Annotated in this window: 16 protein-coding genes; all 16 read right to left on the bottom strand. The window is 60.4% G+C overall.

What is annotated here, in order from left to right; genetic code table 11:
• Window positions 1–15 precede the first annotated feature (15 nt).
• Window positions 16–1,593 carry a DUF3369 domain-containing protein gene (locus B149_RS0103875; RefSeq protein ID WP_018123853.1) on the bottom strand — a complete coding sequence of 526 codons (1,578 nt, stop codon included), beginning with the start codon at window positions 1,591–1,593 and terminating at the stop codon, window positions 16–18.
• Window positions 1,590–2,693, bottom strand: coding sequence for an ATP-binding protein (locus B149_RS16355; protein ID WP_425386874.1), 1,104 nt, complete (start codon window positions 2,691–2,693; stop codon window positions 1,590–1,592). The genes B149_RS0103875 and B149_RS16355 overlap by 4 nt, the downstream gene beginning before the upstream one ends.
• A 399-nt stretch (window positions 2,694–3,092) precedes the next feature.
• Window positions 3,093–3,458: a hypothetical protein gene (locus B149_RS0103865; RefSeq protein ID WP_018123851.1), complete on the bottom strand. Its 366-nt coding sequence runs from the start codon at window positions 3,456–3,458 to the stop codon at window positions 3,093–3,095.
• Window positions 3,459–3,541: 83 nt separating this feature from the next.
• On the bottom strand, window positions 3,542–3,844 hold the full coding sequence (locus B149_RS0103860; RefSeq protein WP_026167437.1) for a Dabb family protein: 303 nt from the start codon (window positions 3,842–3,844) through the stop codon (window positions 3,542–3,544).
• A gap of 235 nt (window positions 3,845–4,079) precedes the next feature.
• A complete protein-coding gene (locus B149_RS16350; protein ID WP_040372159.1) occupies window positions 4,080–4,262 on the bottom strand; it encodes a hypothetical protein in 183 nt (60 codons plus the stop codon).
• Between the two features lie 20 nt (window positions 4,263–4,282).
• Entirely contained in the window at window positions 4,283–5,758 is a 1,476-nt protein-coding gene (locus B149_RS0103850; protein WP_169332900.1) for a methyl-accepting chemotaxis protein, read from the bottom strand.
• A 297-nt stretch (window positions 5,759–6,055) separates the two neighbouring features.
• Window positions 6,056–8,212, bottom strand: a complete 2,157-nt coding sequence (gene ldhH, locus B149_RS0103845) for an L-lactate dehydrogenase (quinone) large subunit LdhH (RefSeq protein ID WP_018123847.1) — start codon at window positions 8,210–8,212, stop codon at window positions 6,056–6,058.
• Between the two features lie 4 nt (window positions 8,213–8,216).
• Window positions 8,217–8,852: a LutC/YkgG family protein gene (locus B149_RS0103840; protein ID WP_018123846.1), complete on the bottom strand. Its 636-nt coding sequence runs from the start codon at window positions 8,850–8,852 to the stop codon at window positions 8,217–8,219.
• 21 nt (window positions 8,853–8,873) lie between these two features.
• Window positions 8,874–10,079, bottom strand: a complete 1,206-nt coding sequence (locus B149_RS0103835) for an acetate kinase (RefSeq protein WP_018123845.1) — start codon at window positions 10,077–10,079, stop codon at window positions 8,874–8,876.
• A gap of 5 nt (window positions 10,080–10,084) precedes the next feature.
• A complete protein-coding gene (pta, locus tag B149_RS0103830; RefSeq protein WP_018123844.1) occupies window positions 10,085–12,202 on the bottom strand; it encodes a phosphate acetyltransferase in 2,118 nt (705 codons plus the stop codon).
• Between the two features lie 26 nt (window positions 12,203–12,228).
• A complete protein-coding gene (locus B149_RS0103825; protein WP_018123843.1) occupies window positions 12,229–13,515 on the bottom strand; it encodes a (Fe-S)-binding protein in 1,287 nt (428 codons plus the stop codon).
• A 9-nt stretch (window positions 13,516–13,524) separates the two neighbouring features.
• Window positions 13,525–14,904: an FAD-binding oxidoreductase gene (locus B149_RS0103820; RefSeq protein ID WP_018123842.1), complete on the bottom strand. Its 1,380-nt coding sequence runs from the start codon at window positions 14,902–14,904 to the stop codon at window positions 13,525–13,527.
• A 120-nt stretch (window positions 14,905–15,024) separates the two neighbouring features.
• The gene (locus B149_RS0103815) at window positions 15,025–16,734 is read right to left on the bottom strand and encodes an L-lactate permease (protein WP_018123841.1); all 1,710 of its coding nucleotides are present in this window, start codon (window positions 16,732–16,734) and stop codon (window positions 15,025–15,027) included.
• Between the two features lie 127 nt (window positions 16,735–16,861).
• Window positions 16,862–20,497, bottom strand: a complete 3,636-nt coding sequence (nifJ, locus tag B149_RS0103810; protein WP_018123840.1) for a pyruvate:ferredoxin (flavodoxin) oxidoreductase — start codon at window positions 20,495–20,497, stop codon at window positions 16,862–16,864.
• Window positions 20,498–20,825: 328 nt separating this feature from the next.
• Entirely contained in the window at window positions 20,826–22,250 is a 1,425-nt protein-coding gene (locus B149_RS0103805) for a sigma-54-dependent transcriptional regulator (protein WP_018123839.1), read from the bottom strand.
• Window positions 22,235–24,886, bottom strand: coding sequence for a hybrid sensor histidine kinase/response regulator (locus B149_RS0103800; RefSeq protein WP_018123838.1), 2,652 nt, complete (start codon window positions 24,884–24,886; stop codon window positions 22,235–22,237). Before B149_RS0103800 ends, B149_RS0103805 begins: the two co-directional genes overlap by 16 nt.
• Window positions 24,887–24,987 lie beyond the last annotated feature (101 nt).

The following is a 24,987-nucleotide window of genomic DNA, read 5'->3' as shown; positions in this document are numbered from 1 at the left end:
CTGGGGATCGGATACTCATGAATCAGGATACAGCCGCTGGATTTCCTGAAAATCCTGAAGATTATCCCGGAACAGGTCCACTAGACTCGGATCAAAGCTGACACCGCGGTTCTTGAGGATGTACGCCACGGCGTCCTCCACACTCCAGGGCTCGGCATAAACCCTGTCGTGCAGCACGGTGTCGAACACGTCGCACAAGGCCACAATTCTGGCGAACATGTGAATCTGTTCTCCGCTCAAACCTTCCGGATATCCGCTGCCGTCCCAGTTTTCGTGATGCTGCCCGGCGATGATCGCAGCATCACCCTGCAACGACTCGGCCGCACCGCCTAGCAGATTGTAGCCGATGACACTGTGCTTCTGCGCCACTGCGCGCTCCTGCTCCGAGAGCGGTCCCGGCTTGCCCAGAATGGCATCCGGGATACCGACCTTGCCGACGTCGTGCATGGGCGTCGCCAGCCTGAGGCGTTCCACCTCGCCTTCCCCCATGCCCACGAGCCTGCCGAGCAGCGCGGCCATTTCCGAGACTCGCCTCACATGACGGCCCGCGCGGTGCTCCCTGCGCTCAAGGGCCTCGCCGAGCCGCTGCACCACGTCCTGCTTGGTCTGCACCAGCTCGTCATTCAGGCGTACATTGTTCACCGCCACGGAAACATTCCGTGAAAACAGCCCGATGAGGCGGTCATCGACGCTCGAAGCACAGCCGCCCTTGCACTCCAGATAGACCATGTTCAACACGTCGCCACTGGAAGGAAACACACCGACGTAGAGATCACCTCGCATGATGCTCTTGCGCCGTTCGATTGCTTCATTGACGATGTCCGATATGCCGTGCTCCAGACAGATATATCGCTCTTCCACATGTTCCGTGCAGTGCGCGAACTTGCCTGTCCCGGCCACAATGGAATATTCCGCATCCGCATAGGACTCGGCTGGCTGCCGCGCCTGAAGGAACAGCGCATCCCCGCCCATGCCAAGCGTTCCGGTGAGCTGGTTCAGGACTCCCATGGCAAGTTGCCTGATGGAACGCATCCCGAACAGGTCGTAGGACGCTTCGATGATCTGTTGCAGACCGAGGCGGTTACGATCGAGTATCAGCATGTCCCGATGTGTGCGCAGGGCCACCGTCATGGAAGTGAACAACCGCTGTGCGGTCAGCTCGGACTTTTCCTTGTAATCGTTGATGTCGTACTCGACGATGACCGACTGTTCAGGAGCCTGTCCGGGCTGTCCGGTGCGCAGGATTATCCGCACCAGCCGGTTGTTCAGCTCGTGTCGAATATTCCTGACCATCTCCAGCCCCGCTTCCGTCGTCTCCATGACAACATCCAGCAGGATAACTGCTGTATCAGGGTGTTGACGCAGTTTGCTCAGGCCCTCCGCGGCACTCTCGGCATAGTAAAATTCCAGCCCGCGGCCGTCGAACGTAAAGTCCTCCAAAACCAGCCGCGTGGCGCGGTGCACCTCTTCCTCGTCATCCACGACCAGAACCTTCCAGGGCTCTGTCGAGGGAACGCCGCTTTCTGCGGGCCACTCATCATCCCCGAACAGTTCTTCGTCGTCCCGGAAAAGAAGATCGTCGGAAGCGGTCATGCCTCCTCCTCGACTCTGGGGATGACGTATCCGGCGCGGATGCCCCCGCTCGGCCTGTTGGCAAGGACCACGTCCCACCCGTGCTCCAGCCCGACCTTGCGCATCATGCAAAGCCCCATCCCCACACCGTCCGGCTTAGTGGAGAAAAGCGGATCGAAGACGTGCGGCATGTGCTGGCTCGCAATGCCGGGTCCGCGATCCAGTATCTCCAGCACCGTGCCTTGCACATCGCTTTGCAGCACCACAACGAGTTCGCCGCCTTCGACGAAATCCAGCACATTCTCGAACAGTGCGTCCAACGCCCTGGAAAGCATCCGGGCGTCCGCCATGCCGAGAGAGGCAGAGGTTCGCATTTCCAGAGCGTACTCGCGCTCCCGTTGTCCGGCAGCGGTGACGAAGCGCTCCACCGCATTCTCCACCAGAGGCAGCAGTTGCGTCTTGGTCAACTCCGGCGGGCCGCATGTGGAATAGGCGTTGACGGCACCAACCACCTCTTCCAGTCGGCCCGATTCCTCCACGATGGATTCGAGGTACTTGCCCTGCCCGTCGTCAGGAGAGATGTTTCTTTTGAGGATATTGGCAAAGCCCGCAATGGCCATGGTCCGGTTACGGATCTGATGCGCCACTGACATGGCCAGCAGATTCATGCTGCGGCGGGATTCATCCACCGCAAGAAGGTCGCGGTAAGAGCGGATGGCCGTGGTGATGGTGGTAAAAAGCTTGGTGGACGTCAGCTCGGTCTTCTGCTTGTAGTCGTTGATGTCATAGTCGGTGATGACTTCGCGCTCCGGAGCCTGTCCCGGCTGACCGGTGCGCAGCACAATGCGCACAAGCCTGTTTTTGGCATCGTGGCGAATATAGCGCGCCACCTCCAGCCCGGCCCTCGCATCCTCCATGACCACGTCGAGAAGCACCAGCGCGGTGTCTTCGTTCTCATCGATGATCCGTTTGGCCTCTTCGCCGGTATAGGCGCTNAGGAATTCCAGACGGCGGCCGGCGAACTCATAGTCGGATAGGACTAGTCGCGTGGCCTGATGAACCTCCTCCTCGTCGTCCACAACCAGCACTTTCCACGGATGCGGTTCAAACCCGCCCTCCATGACCTGGTCGTCTTCGTCCGCAAAGAGCATTTCGTCGGTCCGAACATCCCCTTCAGCCTCTGTCCTCACGTTTCCCCCGTAAGTTGCAGTTCACACCCTTTCGTATCCTACACCTTCAACGACAGGGCGACAGTATTTTTTCACCTTCACTTTTTTGTCAGCATTTTTGAAAAAATTACACCCGATTTTTCCATTTTTGCGCATTCTATTGTGCCATGGAAAGAAGAAAGCCTTGAATACCGCCATTTTTTACTTTGGCATTGCTATTGCTATATTTCAAGCAGCCATACCTTCATCCTCCCCCCTAAAGACAAGGCCCCCCCGGACGTTCCGGGAGGGCCTTGTTTTTCGGCAATTGTTCTTCGCGTCACCCGCCGAAGGGGCGCGAGTGTGGCGGCGTTACGCGTCCACCTTGGGGGATGCGTGCTGGTGCCGCTTGCACAGCCAGATGATGTTCTGGCCGTTGACGTCGAAGTGAGGATTGACGTTATCCTCCGCACCGCAGACACTGCATTTGTAGCCGTCCTGGTTGGGGAAGAAGTTCATTTTCCTCAATTTATTGTTGAAGAGCGAAATGTGGCGGTACATGGGATGCCCCTGATGCCGCCTGGTGTCCTTGGCATTGAGTTTGCCTGTTTCGCTCACTTTCACGCTAATGGCGCGCGATCTTTTAATGGTACCTTCACGCTTGTTCATGACGATGCGGGTCGGTTCCTCCCAGCGGCAGATGATGCGCCGCCTGTCCTGATCATACCGTAAGGTCATGGCGGTTCTCCTTACGCCCCCGCCCGGGGGTCTGGAATTGAACACGGGGGAGGATCTGGCTAAACCGCAGGCCGTTTCAGGCGCTACAGTTCGCAGTCCACCACCCGGCGATCGCTAACGACCTTCTTCACGAAGTCCACGCAGGCAACGTGCAACGGATGCGTCTGATACGTTTCCAGTGCCTCGCGGCTCTCGTGCTCGGAAAAGAGCACCACATCGGTCTCCGGTGCGGAAAGGAAGACGTCGGTGGAAACACTCAGGCTCAGCAGGCCTTCGATCTGACCTTGCAGGGCTTCCAGCATTTCCTTCATTTTGGCTGCGTTCGTCTTGGCGTCCGCGCCCTCGGCTTCTTCCTTGAGTTTCCACATTACTACGTGTTTGACCACTTCAGGTGCTCCTTCGTCATGCGATTGCCGGTCCTCTGTCTCGGCGGAAGCCGTCCTTCCGCCTTGGTCCATGCTTACGCAGGGACCTCCCACATCCTGTATTGCGTCGGGCCGTCCGAATCGGCCCTGCCACCGTCAGCCCCACCACCCAGCGGAGCCGATCATTACATATGTAAGTTCGTATTCGTTATTGTAAAGCGCCGGGGCGGGGACCCCGCCCCGGCGGTATACAGACCTATTCGCCCATGAAGGGGCAGCGGCCCTTGGCCACGGCGCGGTTCGCGGAGTCGTTATCCAGAACCACGGCCGGGTTGCCGCAGGCACCCGCTTCAGCGGCAGCAATGCCTTCGATTTCCTTTGCTGCCAGGCAGCAGGGATCACCCTTCATCATGGGGCAGGGGCGGATTGCTTTAGTCATTATTCTACCTCCGTCCGCCGCTATTTCTTTCCGGCGGACTCTTCGGTTTTCATCTGGTTGATCAGTCCCACAAGTGATGAAGCAAGCTCCGAAAGCTCCTGCACGGAGTATGCGGAGTGCTCCATCGCCTCGTCCACTTTGCCAGCGATCTCGCTAACTTCAAGTGTGGCGCGATTGATCTGCTCGCTCGCTGCGGACTGCTGTTCGGCGGCCGTCGCAATGCTCCTCACACGGTCGGCCGTCTGTTCGCACTCCGTAACGATGCGTTCCAGCGCCTGACCGGAATCGGTCGCCAGCTCCGTGCTCCTCAACACGGACTGGGCGGCCTTTTCCGTGGCGCCTACGTTCTGCTTCGCACCATCCTGAATGGCGACGATCGCTTCACCGACTTCCTTGGTGGCCTGCATGGTCTTTTCGGCCAGCTTGCGCACCTCGTCGGCAACCACCGCGAAGCCGCGTCCCGCTTCTCCTGCGCGGGCGGCTTCAATGGCGGCATTCAGTGCCAGCAGGTTGGTCTGGTCGGCAATGTCCTCGATGACGACAAGGACCTTGCCGATGTCCTCGGCCTGAGTACCGAGGACGACCATGGACTCCTTGAGCGTGTCGGCATTGGACTGGACTTCGTGGATGGCCGATACTACTTCGGCCACGATGCCGGACCCGCTCTGAGCCTGCTGTTGCGCCGTGTCGGCGGATTCGGCCGCAGCATTGGCGTGCTGCGCGACCTCGCCGACAGTGGCATTCATCTCCTCCATCGCCGTCGCGGTTTCGGAGGTCCGTTCCCTCTGCTCCGCCGCACCCTCCTGGGCACTTGCCACAGCTCGGGAAAGCTGTTCGGCGGCGGCAGCCAGACGGTCGGAAATATCACGTGCTTCGAACGCGGCGGTGCCGAGACATTCATTCTGCTCGGTTATCTGCCGTTCGCGCTCGCGCATCTCGGTCATATCAAGGTACAGGCACATTCCGCCGACGATCTTGCCGTCAAGATCCGTCAGAGGACAGAGGTTCGCCAGAACGGGGACGTCGCGTCCATCGTCCGCCCTGAAGGTCGCCTCCACGTTGTGCCACTTCTCGCCGGTGGTCATGCACTTCTTGATGAGCGCGTCACGGTCGTCCTTGTAGAACACCTGCGAGAGGTTCCTGCCGTGATACTCGGCAGGGTCCCGGTCAAGGGACATCATCTGAAGACATTCGCGGTTGAGAAAAGTGATGTTCTGGTCCGTGTCAACGGTGGCACAGGGAATCGGGAGTCCGTTCAGGACCCCCTGAAGGTAGCCCTTGTTGTGCTTGAGCTGGTCCACGACATCCTTCAGATGCTCTGCGAAGCGACCTGCGCTGCCTCCCATTTCGGGAGCCGCCTCGCCAAAGTCGCCCGTTGCCACCTTTGTGGCCCAGTTGTCAAGCCTGTCCATGGGCCGCAGAAGGTAATGATGATACGCCCAGCCGATCCCGCAAGCCAGCGCGGCCAGTGCGCCAAGCAGAGCTCCAACGATCATGGTGTCCTCGCCCAATGCAAGTGCGGTCCCACCGCATGCAATAAAACCAAGGACGTATATAAGGGCGATTTTGGATTCGGTCTTCATTCTGTCAGTCCCCTTGATGTCTCCCGGAGCCGTTCAGACAAGCCGAGCTCCGTTTCGATCATCCCCGGCCAGGGGTCGGGAAATTTTTTAAAGGGTTCCCCGCGGGGGCGCGGGGAACCCGACACAGGCCGTCATCGGAGGAAGCGTGGCGTTGCTTCGAGGGATTGCGGTCCAACCGTTCAGGCCTGATGTCATATTCGTTGTTCGCGGCTACTTCTTCTTGCTGGCGTCGGCCAGAGCCTCGGCCACGTGCCGCACCTTGATGTCGGATCCACGCTTCTTCAGGCCGCCGCGAAGCTGCATGATGCAGCCCGGGCAGTCGGTCAGCAGGACGCCGGCACCGGTTTTCTCAACGTTGTTCAGCTTGTTCTTGAGCAGCTGCTCGGACAGCTCGGGGAACTTCACGGAGAAGGTTCCGCCAAAGCCGCAGCAGACTTCCTCTTCGTCGCACTCCACGTATTCCAGACCGGCCTTGCTGATGAGCTCGCGCGGAGCTTCATGCACGTCCAGACCGCGGCACAGGTGGCACGGTGCGTGGTAGGTGGCTTTCTGGGTGGAACCGGTGAAGTCGGAAGCGTCCACCTTGAGCACGTCGTTCATGAAGGTACTGAAGTCGATGATCTTCTCACCGAACTTGTCGGCCTGCATGGACAGACGCGGGTTCTTGCCGACCAGCTTCTTGTAGTTGTGCTTCAGGTGCGCGGCGCAGGAGGCGCACATGGTGATGATGTAGTCGTACTGTCCGCCTTCGAATGCGCGCATGTTCTGCACGGCCACGTCTTCGGCGGTCTTCTTCTCGCCCATCATCATCAGCGGCAGGCCGCAGCAGGACTGATCCATCGGGAAGTCCACTTCCACGCTGTTCTGTCCCAGAAGCTCGGTGCAGGCTTCCATCTGCTCGGGGTAGACGAAGTCCTGAACGCAGCCGGAGAACAGGGCCACGCGGTATTTGGGCGCGTTGACCTGCGGCTTGAGTTCCTTCCAGCGGTCGCGGAAGGCGTGGTCGGCAACGGAAGGCAGCGCGCGGAAGCCCTGGTCCTTGGCGAACATCATGGGCAGGTGGCGCAGGTAGCCTTCGTTGTCAGACACGGCCGGACGGGCGAACTTGGCTGCCTTGAGCAGACCGTGGAACAGCCTGCGGTTCTTCATGACCTTGCCGAGCAGCACGCTGGGCAGGGAGTGGCCGTCTTCGTCCTGAATCCGGGCGTGGATTTCCTTGATCAGTCCCGGCAGATCGATGCCGCCCGCGCAGATGTCCTTGCAGGCTTCGCAGTTGATGCAGTTCTGGACGAGGTTCTTGGCTTTTTCCTTTCCGTGGAAGAAGTAGGTCAGGATGAGGCCGATGGCGCCGATGTAGATGTGACCCATCTTGTGGCCGCCGACGATGCGGTAGACCGGGCACACGTTGGCGCAGGCGCCGCAGCGCACGCAGCGAAGGACCTGACCGAAGACGGGATCCTTGGCCATTTCCAGACGACCGTTGTCGAGGAACACGAAGTGGAGTTCCTTCTTTTCGTCTTCAGCGGCGGCGCACTCGTTGCGACCGGTGATCCAGGTCACGTAGGACGTGATGGCCTGACCGGTGGCATTGCGCGGCAGAACCTTGAGAATCTTCAGCGCGTCTTCGAGGGTCGGCACCAGCTTGTCCACACCCATCAGGGCAACGTGGACGCGCGGCAGGGTGCTCACGAGGCGGGCGTTGCCTTCGTTGGTCACCAGACCGATGGAGCCGGTCTCGGCGATGGCGAAGTTGCCGCCGGTGATGCCCATGTCGGCTTCGACGTACTTGCGGCGAAGTTCGCGACGGGCGACCTTGACGAGCTTCTGAATCTCTGCGTCCTGTTCCTTGCCCGTGACCTTGGTGAAGAGGTCCTTCACCTGATGGCGGGAAAGGTGGATGGCAGGCATGACCATATGGGTCGGGCCCTCGTGACGAAGCTGGATGATCCATTCGCCGAGGTCGGTCTCGGTGACTTCGAGGCCTTCGTCTTCCAGCACATGGTTCAGCAGGGTTTCCTCTGCGGTCATGGACTTGGATTTGACGATCTTCTTGGACTTCGTCTTCTTGGCGATGTCCGCGATGATGCGGTTGGCCTCGTCGGCGTCCTTGGCCAGATGCACGTGGGCACCGGCCGCTTCAGCGACCTTCTTGAACTCTTCATAGAGTTCGGGGATACGTGCGGCGGCGCTGTCCTTTGAACATGCGACGTCTTCGACCAGCTGGTCCACGTCGAAGTCCTTGAACGCGTTGGCGCGGCCGGCCTTGTATGCGATTGCGAAGTTGTCGAGCGTGGTGCGCAGGAATTCGTTTTCCAGCGCTTCCTGCATGTCTTCGCGGTACTCTTTCAGATCTTTGGCATGCTGCATGGTCTTAACCCTCCAGGAGCAGAATGTGGAGTTCCAGAGGTCCGTGCACGCCCAGGGCCAGCACCCGCTCGATGTCCGCAGTGCGGCTCGCGCCGGTGATGAAGGCGTGGTAATCGGCATCCTTCTTCATTTCCTTCTTCAGGTAGTCCTGAGCGGCGAAGGCGTCGGGAAAGATGTCGGACTTCTTGAGAATAGCCACGTGGATTTCGGCCAGCATCGTGGCGATGCGGACTTCTTCCCTGCAGGATTCGAGCACGAGGGAACCGGTCTCGGCGATGCCGTGATTGATCCGGGTCACTCCGATGTCGATGCCGCCGAGGTTCTCGCGCATGCCCTTGTCGATACAGTTGAAGCCCTTCTCGTCGGCCAGCTTCTTGAGCTTGCCGTACTGGGCTTTGGGCAGTTCCGGCGCACAGATGGTCTTCTGGGCGATGGTTTCGCAAAGACCTTCCGCTCCGTCAGACAGGTTCTCTCCGCAACCAGAGAGCAGCAGCTGACAAGCGTCCTTGCTGTCACAAAGCTCCACAACGTACTGCAGAGCCTCGTCCATGCCGGACATGTCCTTGACGGTGGCAGAGACTAGTTCCGCTTTGGTGCGGAACTGTTCCACCAGTTCGGTGTTTTGTTCTTTTTTAGCCATTTTCCCCCCTGTCTTGGGCAGTTAGGACTTGACTACCGCGAGCGTGTCGCGAGCGATGGCAAGCTCTTCGTTGGTGGGAACCACCCAGAGCTCCACGGCGCTGTCTTCGGTGCTGATCTTCACGGGTTCGGAAGCGCGGCAGTCGTTCAGTTCCTTGTCTATTTTGACGCCGAGCGCCTCCAGCCCTTCAACAGACCTCTCGCGTACAATCGCATCGTTTTCGCCAATGCCCGCAGTAAAAACAATGGCGTCGACATGACCGAGAACGGCCATGAAGGATCCGATGTACTTCTTGGTGCGATAGGTCTGGACGGCCAGAGCCATTTCAGCGCGTTCATTACCTTCTTCAATGGCCGCATGGATGTCGCGCATGTCGTTCATGCCACACATTCCCTTGAGGCCGGATTCCTTGTTGAGAAGCGTATCCACTTCTTCCAGGCTCATGCCCTTGTTGCGGCCCAGCAGGGCGTGCAGCGCAGGGTCCACGTCGCCGGAACGGGTGCCCATCACGAGGCCCTCAAGCGGCGTGATGCCCATGGAAGTGTCCACGGCCTTGCCCTTCTCGGTGGCGGTCATGGAGCAACCGTTGCCGAGGTGGACGGTGATGATGTTGCACTCTTCCACCGGCTTGCCCAGCACCTTGGCGGTTTCACGCGCCACGAACTTGTGGGAGGTGCCGTGGAAGCCGTAACGGCGGATGCTCATTTCTTTGTACAGTTCGTACGGCAGCGCGTACATGTACGCCTTTTCGGGCAGAGTCTGATGGTAGGCGGTGTCCATGACGACCACCTGCGGAACATCGGGGAAGAGGTCGGTGGTGACGCGCATGCCGGCGAGGTGGCCGGGGTTGTGCAGCGGCGCCAGGGGCACGACCTTTTCCAGTTCCTTGAAGACGTTCTCGTCAACGAGAGTGGGCTTGGAGAACTTTTCACCGCCGTGAACGATGCGGTGACCGATGGCGTCGATCTCGGACTTGTCCTTGACCACGCCGTTCTCGCCGCAGATGAGGTCGATGGCGAGGTTCATTCCCACTTCATGGTCGGGAATCGGCTGCTCCACGCTGACCTTTTCGGCCTTGTCGGTGTCCGGAGCGATCTTGTGATTCAGAACGCCTTCCTTTTCACCGATGCGCTCGATAACGCCCGAACAGAGGACGGACTCGTCCGTCATGTCGAAGAGCTGATACTTGATGGAGGAGCTGCCGGAGTTGATTACGAGAGTTTTCATGATTCTTAATTTCCTTTCTCGGCCTGCGCCTGAACGGCGGTGATGGCCACGGTGTTCACAATGTCGGCCACGGTGCAGCCACGGGACAGATCGTTGACGGGCTTGTTCAGGCCCTGCAGGACCGGGCCGATGGCCACGGCGTCTGCGGCGCGCTGGACTGCCTTGTAGGTGTTGTTGCCCGCGTTCAGGTCAGGGAAGACGAACACGGTGGCACGACCGGCAACGGCGCTGTCCGGCAGCTTGGTGCGGGCGACGTTGGGGTCGATGGCAGCGTCGTACTGCAGCGGGCCTTCGAGCGGCAGATCCAGTCCGCGCTCGGCGATGAGTCCCTTGGCGATGTCGGTGGCCTCGATGACTTTTTCCACATCCGCGCCGGAACCGGAGGAACCGGTGGAGTAGCTGAGCATGGCCACGCGGGGGTCCACGCCGAAGATGCGTGCGGTTTCCGCAGAGGAAAGCGCGATCTCCGCCAGCTGCTGTGCGGTGGGATTCGGGTTTACGGCGCAGTCGCCGAAGACAAGCACGCGGTCCTTGAGGCACATCAGGAATACGGAAGAGACGATGGACGCGCCGGGCTTGGTCTTGATGAATTCGAATGCCGGACGGATGGTGTGGGCCGTGGTGTTCACGGAGCCGGAGACCATGCCGTCTGCGACGCCCTTGTAGACCATCATGGTGGCGTAGTAGGTCGGATCCGCCATGCGGTCACGGGCGTTATCCTCGGTGATGCCCTTGTGCTTTCTCAGGTCCATGTAGGTATCGACATAGCCGCGGAAGGCGTCGGACTCGGCGGGGTCGATGATCTCGGCACCGTCAAGGTTCACGCCGAGATCAGAGGCCTTGGCATGAATCTCGTCCACGTTGCCCAGCAGCACCAGATCGGCGACGCCGCGGCGCAGCAGGATGTCGGAAGCGCGCATGACCCGTTCGCCGGAGCCTTCCGGCAGGACGATGCGCTGCTTGTTGGAGGAAGCACGATCCACGAGGTTGTACTCGAACATCTTGGGCGTAACCTTGCTGGAACGGCGGGAAACCACGCGGTCGCGCAGTTCGCGGACGTTCACATGGCTCTCGAAGGAACCAAGCGCGGAGGCGATCTTCTTCATGTCGCCCGGCTCGATGCGGCCGTAGAGTTCGCTCAGCTTCTGGGTCACCTGATAGGTGTGGCCCTTCACGGAGAGAACAGGCAGCGGCACGCCGGTCCATCCTTCGATGAGGCGGTGCACGCTGGAGGACGGCTTCAGGTCGCCGGTGAGCACGATGCCCGAGATATCGGGATACGACGAGGACAGCCTGGAGGCGAGGCTGGACAGGATGATGTCGGAGCGGTCGCCCGGAGTGATGATCAGGCTGCCCTCGTCGATGTAGTTCAGGAAGTTGCCGATGTGCATGGCGGCGATCACGTAGTTGTCCACGAGAGTATCGAGACGGCCGTGACCGTACAGCACTTCGGCATCAAGCCAGTTACGCACGTCGTTGATGGACGGGTTGCCGAGGGATTCGTCCTCGGGAATCACGTAGACCAGCAGGGGCTGCTCGCACCGCACGCCGCAGGAAATCCTGCCGGCGACGGCCTCGGGGTCATCGACCTGAGCCCTGTTGACCACGGAACAGACCACATCCAGTCCCTTTTCTTCCAGCGCATCGATGGTGGACTGGGTGATGCCCACCACTTCGTTTTCGTCCTTCTTGCGTCCGGAGGAAACCACCAGCACCGGTGCGCCAATGTTGGCCGCGATTTCCGCATTGGTGTCGAATTCGAACGCCGGGTCCTTGCCCTGGAAGTCGGTCCCTTCACAGAGCACGAAGTCGTATTCGGACTCCAGCTTCTTGTACTTCTTGAGGATGTTTTCCAGCATCATCGCCTGCTGACCGTTGTTGATCAGCTCGCGAGCTTCGCTGAGGGTGTACGCGTAGGTATCCTCGTACGGCACCTCAAGGTTGAATTCATTCAGGATCAGCTTGATGTCGTGATCCTGCACCCCTTCCGGCCAGTCGTTGATGACCGGACGGAAGATGGCGGGCCTGCGGACGTGGCGCAGAAGCATCTGCATGACGCCGAGCACGATGGCCGACTTGCCGCTGCGCTCTTCGGTGGCACTGATGTAAAGGTTCTTGGACATGCGGTAACTATACCTTGTCGTTTGGGTTATCGGGGCAGTCCGTCCGCGTACAGCTCGATCACGTGCTTCACGCCGACTCCGGCCTGACGCTGGGACAGCATGTCGGTGATCTGGAGCATGCAGGCGGGACAGCTGGTAGCCACTGTCTTGGCGCCCGAAGCCTGAATGTTGTCGGCCTTGCGATTGCCGATCTTCTGAGACAGCTCATAGTGGTTGAGGTTGAAGCTACCGCCACAACCGCAACACGAGGCCGCTTCGGGCATTTCCTTGAGCGAGCATCCCTTGGACGCCTTGAGCAGGGTCCGGGGCTGCGCGGTTATCTTGAGGGAGTTCCGCAGGTGGCAGGGGTCGTGATAGGTCACGTCGCCGCCGTTGACTTCGGAAGGCTCCACTCCCATGACGTCAACCAGGAACTGGCTGATGTCCATGGTCTTTTCTGCGATGCGCTCGATGTCGAGCTTGTCACCCGCATATCCGCCATACATGTCGGACCACAGTTCCTTGATGGTGGCCGTACAGGTGGCGCAGGAGGTAAGCAGGTAGTCGAACTCGGCGTTCTTGTAGACTTCGAGGTTGGTGCGAACCAGCTTGTCGAAGGTCTCGCGATCGCCGGAGGAGATCACGGGGATTCCGCAGCAGGCCTGCCCCTTGGGCAGGAAAATGCCGCAGCCGTGATGCTGAAGCGCCTTGACGGCGGCCTCGCCCACGCTCGGGAAGATCTTGTCGATGGCGCAGCCGGTGAAGATGGCGACACGGGGTGCGTCGCCGCGCGGCTGGGTGTCCATCTCCGGGATGATCTTGTGGAACGGTTTCTTGGCAAGGCCCTTGAAGTGCCTGTCGCCAATGACCGGAGCGTTGAACCGGGCGCAGGAGCTGCCCAGCAGGGCGTCGGCTTCCTTGGTGAACAGGCCCTGGAACTTGGAGCCGAAGGACAGCAGAGTGTCAAACAGCTTCGGGTTGGCGAGCATTCCCTTGAAGATGGCCTTCTTCACCGGGGACAGGCCAAGGTAGCCCGTCATGATGGCGCGGCCCTTCAGGAAGATGTCGGAGACCTTGACGCCGCTGGGACAGTTGGCGGCGCAGGTGCCGCACAGCAGGCAACGGTTCAGACGTTCGTTGACGCCTTCCGGGTCCTTGATCATTTCGGATGCAAGGCCGTCGAGCAGTGCCAGTTTGCCGCGCGCCACGTCGAACTCACGTCCGGTCTCCTTGAAGAGAGGGCACACCGCCTGACACATGCCGCAGCGCATGCAGTTCACGAGCTGGTCGTCCAGCTCCTTGAGCATTTGAGCAAGCTTGTTGATATCTGCCATTTCAGCCCCCTACCCGATGATCTTGCCGGGGTTGAGGATGCCCTTGGGATCAAGCACGGACTTCATGCGGCGTGCGTATTCGAGGGTTCCCTTGGAGGTCTCGTCGATCATGAACTTGGACTTGGCCATGCCGATGCCGTGTTCGCCGGAAAGGGTTCCGCCCATGGCGAGGGCGCGTTCGAAGATGGCTTCGATGGCTTCCTCGACGCGTTCCCATTCCTTTTCGTTACGCTTGTCGGTCAGGATGGTCGGGTGCAGGTTGCCGTCCCCGGCGTGACCGAAGGTACCGATGGTGAGATCGTACTTGTTGCTGATGTCTTCCAGCGCGGCGATCATGTTGGGGATCTGCGAACGGGGCACGGTGGCGTCTTCAAGCACGCAGGTCGGCTTGAGGTTGGCCAGCGCGGGCAGCGCATCGCGGCGGGCCTGCCACACGGCGTCGCGCTCGGCGGCGTCGTTGGCGACCTTGATTTCGGTGCAGCCGTTCTGCTTGCAGATGTCTTCCACCTTGGCGGCATCGTCTTCGACCTGTGCCGGGTGGCCGTCCACTTCGATGAGCAGCAGCGCGGCAGCGTCGGTGGGCAGTCCGGCCTTGCGGAAGTTGTCCACGGTGCGGATGGTGAAGTTGTCCATCATTTCGAGGGTCGCAGGCACGATCTTGTTGGCGATGATGGCGGCGACGGTCTCGGAAGCGGCCTTCATGGACGGGAAGATGGCCATCATGGACTTGGCGGCCTGCGGCGGCGGAACGAGCTTCAGGATGATCTTGTCGAACACGCCGAGGGTGCCTTCGGAGGCGACCATCAGACCGGCGAGGTTGTAACCGGTGACACACTTGACGGTGCGGGAGCCGGATTTGATCAGCTCACCGTTGACGTCCCAGAAGTCCACGCCCATGACGTAGTCCTTGGTGACGCCGTACTTGAGGCCGCGAAGTCCGCCGGCGTTCTCGGCGACGTTGCCGCCGATGGTGGAGACGGTCTGGCTGCCCGGATCCGGGGGATAGAAAAGGCCCTTGGCGGCCACGGCGGCGGCGAACTTGGAGGTGACAACACCCGGTTCGACGACGGCGTACATGTCTTCCTCGTTGATTTCGAGGATGTTGCTCATACCGTTGGTGAGCACGACAACGCCGCCGGGATGCGGAATGGTTCCGCCGGAAAGGTTGGTGCCTGCGCCGCGAACGGTGAGCGGCAGGCCGTTCTCGTTGCAGAGCGCAGTGACCTTGCCCAGCTGTTCGCTGGTGGTGGGACGGACCACGAGAGCCGGCATGACCGAATCAAGCACGGCCGCATCGTAGGAGTAGGTATGGCGGTCGGTTTCACTGGTCAGGACATTATCAGCGCCGACAATGGCCTCGAATTCCTTGGTCAAAGCTTCCTTGGTCATGATTTCTCCTGAATCGGCGTCGTCCCGTTTGCCCGAAGGCGCGGACGCGCTCGCGTGAATGGTAAATGTTTATCATGTCGGGGGCGGGCCGTAACCCGCCCCCGGGTGATTATTTTGCGTTTAGAAGAGGTGCGGCAGGAACACGAAGCTCATGAGGGTGGTCACGAGACCAACCACGAGTCCGTACACCAGCAGGGGCCACACGGTCTTCTTCAGGATGGTACCTTCCATGCCGGAGAGGCCGACAACGGCGCAGACTGCAACGATGTTGTGGATGCAGACCATGTTGCCCATGCCGCCGCCGACAGCCTGAGCGGCCACGATCAGCTGACGCGGAAGGTCGAGCTGTGCGGCAACGCCCCACTGGAATTCGGCGAACAGGAGGTCGGACACGGTGTTGGAACCGGTGATGAAGGAACCGAGACCGCCCACGAATGCGGCGAACATGGGCCAGGCGTTACCGGTGATTTCGGCAACGGTCTTGGCCATGGCCAGCGGCATGGACGGGTAGTTGTTCGGGTTCAGGGCCACGTCGGCGATGCCGGAGCCACGGAAGATGGACACGAGGCCAACTGCGAAGAACAGCGCGATGGCCGGGTTCTTCATCTTGGCGATGGATTCGCCCCATGCCTTCTTGACATCCGGACCGCGCATTCCGTGCAGGAAGATGGTCAGCACTGCGACCAGCATGAACGGAATGGTACCGGGCAGGTACAGGTACTTGATGGCGCCGTTGACGCTCTCGAAGCCGAGGATGTTGCTGAAGGTAATGGCCTGGGAAGCAAGGAAGCCCTTGAGACCCAGCTCGGGAATACGGGTGACCACGAGGATGCCGCCGATGAGCATGTACGGCAGCCAAGCCCTGAACTGGCTCATGTGGCACTTGAATTCGCAGGAGTCGCTACCCTTGATGGAGCCGGTCCATTCGGGGTCCCACTTGTCGACCGGACCGAAGTCCCAGGACTTTTCGGGCATGCAGAATCCGGCCTTGGCACCGGCGACGATCACGCCGAGACCGACGAGACCACCGATGAGGGACGGGAATTCCGGACCGACGAGCCATGCGAAGGCCAGGTACGGGATGGTGAAGGAAACAGCTGCGAAGATGCAGAACTTCCAAGCGCCGAAGCCGGGCTTCCAGCTACGTTCGGGGCCGAAGAAGCGGGTGATGAAGCCGAGCATGAAGATCGGCAGGATGAAGATCATGGGCAGGTGCATGATGGTGGCCCACTGGCCGACGACCATGTTGAAGCCGCCCATGGAGGCGAAGTTCAGCCCCGGCACGGTTGCCACGGCGGAATCGACGAGCGGGTTCAGGAACTTCAGTCCGAGAACGACCGGCGTACCGACGGCACCGAAGGTAACCGGGAAGGAGTTGAAGACCAGACAGATGACTGCTGCGGCCAGCGGCGGGAAGCCGAGGGTGAGCAGCAGCGGCGCGGCGAGGGCTGCGGGGGTACCGAAGCCTGCGGCGCCTTCAATGAAGGCGGCGAACATGTAGCCGATGATGATCGCCTGGATGCGGCGGTCAGCGGTGATGTTCTGCATACCGTACTGGATGGTTTCCATACCGCCGGAATACTGCAGCGTGTACAGAATGATGATCGCCCCGAAGACGATGATCAGGATGCCGATGGCGGTAATGAAGCCCTGAAGCGTCAGAGCCGCAACATACGACGCGGGCAGCTGCCAGGCCAGAACGGCGCCGGCGGCACAGGTGAGCCATGCAACAGGCATGGCTTTGGTGGCAGGCCAGCGCATACCGACCATCAGAACGAGAGCCACCAGAATCGGCAGCAGGGCTACGAGAGCCAACAGTTCGAGAGACATTCCTCACTCCTCTCTTTAAAAATCAAACACTACGTCAACCTTAGCCTGAATATCCAAATCCGTCGGGGAGGCCGGCCAGGTTTCCCTGTCCGCATCCGACTCTCCCCGACGGAGACTTGGGCTTTACTTATTTACCGGCTCTGCCGTCGTCGCAGGCTTCGCCGCTGTCGGGGCGGGCCTGTTCCGGGGTGTCCATGGTGGTGCAGGCTTCGCCCGCTTCACCAGCTTCGGCCGGTTCATGCGCTGCGGGGGTGAAGTAGTCGGCCTCGGCCATGTACTTCAGAGCCTCGTAACGCTCGTTGTAGTCTTCTTCGATCTGCTTGCGCAGTTCCTTGGAATCCTCGGGGTGCATGCGCTCAAGCAGTGCGTAGCGGTTTTCGCCCGCCAGGAACTCCTGCATGGATCCGTCGGGAGCCTTGGAATCCAGAATGAACGGATTCTTGCCCTCGTCGGCCAGTTCGGGGTTGTAGCGGTACAGCGGCCAGTAGCCGGAATCCACCGCGAGCTTCTGCTCGTACTGGGTCTTGCCCATGCCCTTGCGGATGCCCTGGTTGATGCAGGGAGCGTAGCAGATGATGACGGACGGTCCGGGGTAGGCTTCAGCCTCCTGGATGGCCTTCATGGTCTGCTGCTTGTCGGCGCCCATGGCGATGGAAGCCACGTAGACGTATCCGTAGGTCATGGCCATGCGGCCCAGATCCTTCTTGCCGGTGCGCTTGCCCGCCGCGGCGAACTTGGCGATGGAGCCGAGCGGAGTAGCCTTGGAGGACTGTCCGCCGGTGTTGGAGTAGACTTCGGTGTCCATGACGAAGATGTTGATGTCTTCGCCGGAAGCGAGGACGTGGTCCACGCCGCCGAAACCGATGTCGTAGGCCCAGCCGTCGCCGCCGAAGATCCACATGGACTTCTTGGTCAGCAGGTCGGCGTCCTTGGCGATTTCGCCCAGCAGACCGGCCTTGCCTTCCAGCATGCCCTTGAGTTTGTCGCCGGCTTCGCGGGACTTGGCAGCGAAGTCCTTGCCTTCCAGCCATTCGTTCATGGCGGCGGCGACTTCAGCGTCAACGCCTTCGTCCAGAGCCTTGCGGACCTTGGAGGCCAGCAGTTCGCGGCGCTGTTCGATGGCCATACCCATGCCGTAACCGAATTCCGCAGCGTCTTCGAACAGGGAGTTACCCCAGGCCGGACCGTGTCCGTCCTTGTTCACGCAGTACGGGGTGGTCGGTGCGGAAGCGCCCCAGATGGAGGAGCAACCGGTGGCGTTGGCGATGATCATGCGCTCGCCGAACATCTGGGTGATGGCCTTGACGTACGGGGTTTCGCCGCAACCGGAGCAGGCGCCGGAGAATTCCATCAGGGACTGCTGGAACTGGCTGCCCTTCACCGTGGTGCGCGGCATGAGATCGTCCTTGAAGGAAACGGTCTCGGAGAAGTCGAAGTTGGGCACTTCGGCTTCGGTCTGGGTGTGCAGCGGCTTCATGACCAGTGCGGATTCCTTGGCCGGGCAGATATCGGCGCAGTTGCCGCAGCCGAGGCAGTCGAGGGTGCTGACCTGCATACGGNACTTGAGGCCCTTGACCTGCTTGCCCTTGGCGTCCAGCGTCTTGAAGGTTTCCGGAGCGGAAGCCATCTCATCTTCGGTGGCCAGCACCGGGCGCAGGGCGCTGTGCGGGCAGACGAAGGAGCACTGGTTACACTGGATGCAGTTGTCGGCGATCCATTCGGGAACGTTGATGGCAACGCCGCGCTTTTCGTATTTGGAAGTGGCGACCGGGAACAGGCCGTCCGCGCTGAAGGCGGAAACAGGCAGGTCGTCACCCTTCTGAGCCAGGATGGGGCGAACCACGTCGGAGATGAACGCGGGCTCGTCGCTCTTGGCGGCGGGAGCGTCTTCAGCGTTCTTCCAGGATTCGGGAACTTCGATCTCAACCAGAGCAGCTTCGGCGTTGTCCACCGCGGCGATGTTCATGTTGACGATCTTTTCGCCCTTCTTGCCGTAGGCGGTGTGGATGCCGTCCTTGAGCAGCTTGACTGCCTGCTCGAACGGGATCACGTCTGCCAGCTTGAAGAAAGCGGTCTGCATCACCATGTTGATGCGGTTACCCAGTCCCACTTCACCGGCGATCTTGACGGCGTCGATGTTGTAGAACTTCAGACCCTTCTCGGCGATGGTGCGCTTCATGGCGGCGGGCAGGTGCTCGTCCATTTCCTCCACGGTATTCCAGGAGGAGTTCATGACGAAGGTGCCGCCGTCCTTGATGCCTTCGAGCAGGTCGTACTGGTTCACGTAGCTGGCCTTATGGCAGGCGACGTAGTCGGCTGCGGAAACCAGGTAGGTGGACTGGATCGGCTCTGCACCAAAGCGCAGGTGGGACACGGTGATGCCGCCGGACTTCTTGGAGTCGTAAGCAAAGTATCCCTGCGCGTACAGGTCGGTGTTGTCACCGATGATCTTGATCGCCTGCTTGTTGGCGCCGACGGTGCCGTCGGAACCCAGACCCCAGAATTTACACTGCACGGTACCCTTGGGGGTGGTGTCCAGAGCGCCTTCAACGGGCAGGGAAGTATTGGTGACATCGTCTTCGATGCCCACGACGAAGTGGTTCTTCGGAGCGTCTACGGCCATGTTGTCAAAGACGGACTTGACCATGGCGGGATCGAATTCCTTGGACCCCAGTCCGTAACGGCCCGGGATGACTTCCGGAGCGCCGCCCTTTTCGGCGAACACGGTGCAGACGTCTTCGTACAGCGGATCGCCAACGGAGCCGGGCTCCTTGGTGCGGTCCAGCACGGTCAGGCGTGCAACGGATTCCGGAAGAACGGACATGAAGTGCTCAGCGGAGAACGGACGGTACAGGCGGACCTTGATCAGGCCGACCTTCTCGCCGTTGGCGTTGAGGTGGTTGACCACTTCTTCGATGGTCTCGCAGGAGGAGCCCATGGAGACGATCACGCGGTCTGCATCGGGTGCGCCCACGTAGTCGAACGGCTTGTAGGAGCGGCCGGTGAGCTTGGAGACCTTGTCCATCTCGGCAACCACGATGTCGGTAAGACGATCGTAGTACGGGTTGGCGGCTTCGCGGCCCTGGAAGTAGATGTCCGGGTTCTGTGCGGTGCCGCGCAGCTGCGGGTGCTCGGGGTTCATGGAGCGCTGACGGAACTCGTCGACCTTCTCCATGTTCACCAGCTTGGCCATGTCTTCGTAATCGATGACTTCGACCTTCTGGATTTCATGGGAGGTACGGAAACCGTCAAAGTAGTGCATGAAGGGCACGCTGGATTCGATGGAGGCCAGGTGCGAGACCAGCGCCAGGTCCATGGCTTCCTGCACGGAAGCGGAAGCGACCATGGCGAAACCGGTCTGGCGGCAGGCCATGACGTCCTGATGGTCACCGAAGATGGACAGGGCGTGGGCGGCGATGGCGCGAGCGGAAACGTGGAACACGCCCGGAAGCAGTTCGCCGGAAATCTTGTACATATTCGGGATCATGAGCAACAGGCCCTGCGACGCGGTAAAGGTCGAGGTCAGGGCTCCGGCGGCCAGACAGCCGTGTGCGGCGCCTGCGGCGCCCGCTTCGGACTGCAGCTGGCGGACCATCACTTTCTGTCCGAAAATGTTGGTGCGACCTTGCGCGGCCCACTCATCGGCGATTTCGCCCATGGTGGAAGACGGGGTGATCGGATAGATCGCCGCACATTCGCTCATGGCATACGCCACATGCGTGGTGGCGGTGTTGCCGTCCATGGTTTTCATTTTCTTAGCCATTCAACTCTCCTTGCGCCCGTTTCGGGCGATGGGTTTACAAACGGTGTCATCACACTTCGGATGTGGGTGGCTTTCACCTATTACCAAGAACCATGCCAAACTTTCTCAACTCCCAATAATGCAGAAAATTCGAATGAGTAGGATTATAATCACCTCCCGTGGACATCTTCTATAACCCTCTGAGTCCGAAAATTCGGACACGTTTCGGGCCCATGACTGTGTGAAAAAGAAGACAAAGGTAACGAACCGGAAAACCGAGTTCGCAAACATCCAAAATTATTAACCTTACTTTGTCCGAAATTTCGGACAGGGACTCGTCAGCGGGTGTCTAGAGTGATAGGCCGTACTTCTTCAGCAGGGCGTAAAAATGCGAGCGTGAGAGCCCTGAGACGGAGAGCGTCTTGGGCACATCGCCCTCGCACTGGCGGATGAGCTCTTCAAGGTAGGCTTTCTCGGCCATGGACTTGAAGTCGCGAAGAGCCGGAAGCTGCTGCTCGAAGATTTCCTCGAAGATGTCCTGCCCGAGCTTGCGACCCGGCTGGGCGTCGTCCGAAGAATCGGAACCGGTCATCTTGTGGATCTGCGCCCGGGCGACCTTGATGCGAAGCTCGCGGGGCAAATGCATGGAATACAGGGTCTTTTCCTCGCCGGCACCGACCACGGTCTGCTCCATGATGTTCAGCAGTTCCCGCACGTTGCCGGGCCACTCGTAGCTTTCCAGCGTGGGCAGGAAATCGGAGCCGAACCCCTTCTCCGCCACGCCGTACCGGCGACAGACGCGCTCGGTCTGCCACTGGGCGAGAATACGGATGTCTTCCGGACGCATACGCAGGGGCGGCAGGTGAATCTGCATGGTCTTGAGCCGGAACAGCAGATCGCTGCGGAACTCGCCCTGTTCAACAAGCTTTTCAAGATCCTGATTGGTTGCGGAGAGCAGCCGGAAATCGCTTTGAAGTTCCGATGTGCCGCCCACGGGCCGGAACGTACGTTCCTGAAGCACACGCAGAAAAGACTTCTGGATCGACAGGGGCATCTCCCCCACTTCGTCGAGGAAAAGCGTGCCGCCGTCAGCCAGCTTCACGAGGCCGGTGCGGTCGGAATGCGCGCCGGTGAACGCCCCCTTCTTGTGGCCGAACAGCGTGCTCTCCACCAGCGACTCCGTGAGCGATGCACAATCCACAACCACGAAACTGCCGCCTTTGCGGCCGCTGTTGCGGTGGATGGTACGGGCGAAAAGCTCCTTGCCGGTCCCGGTCTCGCCGGTGACCAGCACGTTGGAATCCGCACGGGCCGCTTCCGCCAACTGGCGCAGGGTGCTCTTGAACGTCGGACTCTCGCCGATGACACCGCTGAGTTCCAGATTTTCCAGCGCGGACTTGGCGAGCTTCTGGTCGCGATATTTCAGAGCCCGGCCCAGCGTGAGGGTGATCTCACGCACGGAGCTCGGCTTGAGCAGGTAGTCCCAGACGCCCTGCTGGATGGCCAGCTCCGCCCCGTCAGGATCCCCGCGACCGGTGAGGATGATAACCTCGGGCGCTTCGGGGAGCGATACGATTTCCGGCAGGATGTCGAGGCCGTTGCCGTCTGGCAGCCGGACATCAAGGAACACCACATCTATCCCTCCCTGCCGCACGCGGCGCAGTCCCTCGTCGAGAGTCAGCGCCTTGGACGGCTTGTGCGCCATCCGGGTAGAGAGACTTTCAATGGTGCCGCAGACTTGCGGATCGTCATCTATGATCAGGATTCGGGCCACGTATCACCTCGTTTCGCATCGCTTAAAACGGTAGCCACCGCCTCGGCGATGATGTTTTTGTCGTAGGGCTTGATAACAACGCGCTTTATATTTGGCAAACCCGAAGCAGCCGCCACGGCATCTTCACGGCCGGAAACCAGCAGCAGCGGGAGTCCCGGGACTATGTCCGCGAGGGTCTCGGCCAGGTCCACGCCGTTGGCGCCGGGCATGTCGAAGTCGGTGATGACAAGGTCGAAATCCTCCTCGGCCTGCGCCACGAACTCCAGCGCGCGCATGACGTCCGCCGCGGGACTCACGCTGTATCCGAGACTCTCCAGCAGACGGGGCGTGGTTTCCAGCTGATCCGGGTCGTCCTCCACAAAGAGGATGCGACCATCGCCCTGCACCAGTCCTTCCACCAGCGCGGTGGGCGCGTCCTGCCCTTCGTCCAGAAGGGGAAGATAGATTTCGAAAGCGGTCTGTTTTCCGGCAGAGCTGCTTACGCGGATGCCGCCGTTATGCCCCTTGACGATGCCGTGCACCACCGCAAGTCCGAGGCCGGTGCCTTCCGCCTTGCCCTTGGTGGTGAAAAACGGATCGAAAATCTTGTCCAGAATTTCCGCCGGAATGCCCGGACCGTTATCGATTATCGCCAGCCGGAGATAATGTCCGGGGTCGAGGTTGACCGTGCGCGCGTCCTCCTCGTCCAGATCGGTTCCGCCAAGCTCCACACGCAGGATGCCGCCGGTCTCCCGCAGCGCCTGAAACGAGTTGGTGCACAGGTTGAGCACCACCTGATGCAGCTGCGTGGGATCGGCCCACGTGGCCGGGACGTCCTTTTCCAGCTCCGCGCTGATCTGGATGTTGCCGGGCATGGACGCCTTGACCAGCCCGAGAACCTCCTCCACCACCTCGCCGATGTCCGTAGGGCGGAACCCTTCCTGCGAGGGGCGGCTGAAGGCCAGTATCTGCTTGACCACATGCCCGCCGCGCCGGGCCGCCTTGAGCACGCGGTCCAGATCCTTGCCCGCCAGCGAGTCCGGGTCAACGTCAAGCATGGCCAGCTCTGTGGAGTTGATGATGGACGTGAGAATGTTGTTGAAGTCGTGCGCGATGCCGCCGGCAAGCGTGCCGATGGCCTCCATCTTCTGGGATTGGATAAGCTGCTTTTCGAGGTCGCGTTCCTTGGTGATGTTTTCCGCGGTGGAGAGCGTTCCCACGGCCTTGCCGTTCTGGTCGAACAGCGGGACCTTGTTGAGTTCAAGCCACGCCTCGCGCCCCTGCCCGTTCTGGACGTTGCGCCGAATCTTTCGCAGCGCCTTGCGGGTGCGGACCACCTGCCGGTCGAGCGCTCCGACCCATTCCGCGAAATCGCGCTGCGGCAGGGATTCGGAGTCGGTGCGTCCCATGAGCGCCTGTGGGTCGCCAATCCCGAAAAACTCGGTAAAGGCCCGGTTCGCGCCGAGATACCGCTGCTCACTGTCTTTCCAGCTGACGAGCTGCGGGATGGTGTCCATGAGGATTTCCTGAAACGAGAGCTGCTCCTTGATGCGCTTCTCGACCCGCTTTCGCTCCACGATGGTGTAGGTGAGAAAGACCAGCACGATCACCAACACGAGGATGAAAATCATGATGGTCCAGAAGAGCTGCTTGGGCAGTTCGTAGAACGCCTTGGGCATGTTCACGATCCGGCTGCCATCGGGAAGCTGGCTTTCCTCGATGCCCAGTTTCTTCATGACATTGTAGTCAAAGAAGTAGTCGCCTTGCGGGCGCTGGATGATGGGAATCTCGTCCGCATTCTCCCCCCTGAGGATGCGCAGGGCGAGCATGGCCGCAAGCCGCCCGTGCTCGTAGCCGCTGATCAGGCTGCCGCCGAGGGCGCCATGGCCTATGAGGAACTCCCACGCCGTGAAAATGGGCACGTTGCTGCTGTTGGATATGGCCTGCACCACCTCCTCGGAGGTATAGGAACGGCCGTCGAGCGTTACGTAATACGGAATGAAGAAGAGAAAGGCGTTGGGCGGCAGATGCTCGGTACGCTGCAAAACCTGCCTCAGAGTCAGGTCGGACCAGTATTCGAACTCCAGCCGTCCCTCGAAGAAAGGCATGACGGCCTCGACCTGCCTGCGGATGGTCCGCCCAGCGGTGGAACGGTCGCCCACGACGATAACCTTGTCCATGTAGGGCTTGAGTTCCAGCGCCAGATCCAGCGTATCGGCCACCGGAAAATTCTCCACCACGCCGGTGACGTTCTTCACGCTGTCGATGCTGAAGTCGTTCACGCCGCAAAACACGATGGGAACGCCCGGAAACAATTCCTCACGATGGTCAAGGGCGAAAGTGAAGGCGTCGTTGTCCGAGACGATGACCACGTCGAAGCTGTCCTTGCGGAACTTGTCCCGGAAAAGAGGCAGCAGCCTTTCGGCCGAGAAATCGTAGTCGTACTTCTTGGTGTCCATGTACTCGACCTGCAGGTCGATCTTGAACTCGCTCTGCTCCAGCGCTTCGCGGATTCCCTCGAAGATGCTGTCCGACCAGCGGTAACCGTGATGGTAGGAGTTGATGTAGAGAACGCTCTTCTTGACCTTCTCCAGCTGGGCATGGGCGCAGACGGCAGTCATCAGCACGATGGCCATCGCAAGGTATATCTTCTTCATCCTCATACTCCGGTGGGTGGGCCGTACCCGGAACGGGCCGAACGGTAAGCATGGTGCCCCGAGAGTTTTTTGTCAATGCGAGGAAGCCGTTTCATGTTCAG

Origin of the sequence: Desulfovibrio oxyclinae DSM 11498, assembly GCF_000375485.1 — a bacterium.
In the GTDB taxonomy this organism is placed as follows: domain Bacteria; phylum Desulfobacterota; class Desulfovibrionia; order Desulfovibrionales; family Desulfovibrionaceae; genus Pseudodesulfovibrio; species Pseudodesulfovibrio oxyclinae.
Note: the sequence above shows the minus strand (reverse complement) of the source record. Positions and strands in the feature narration are given on the sequence as shown.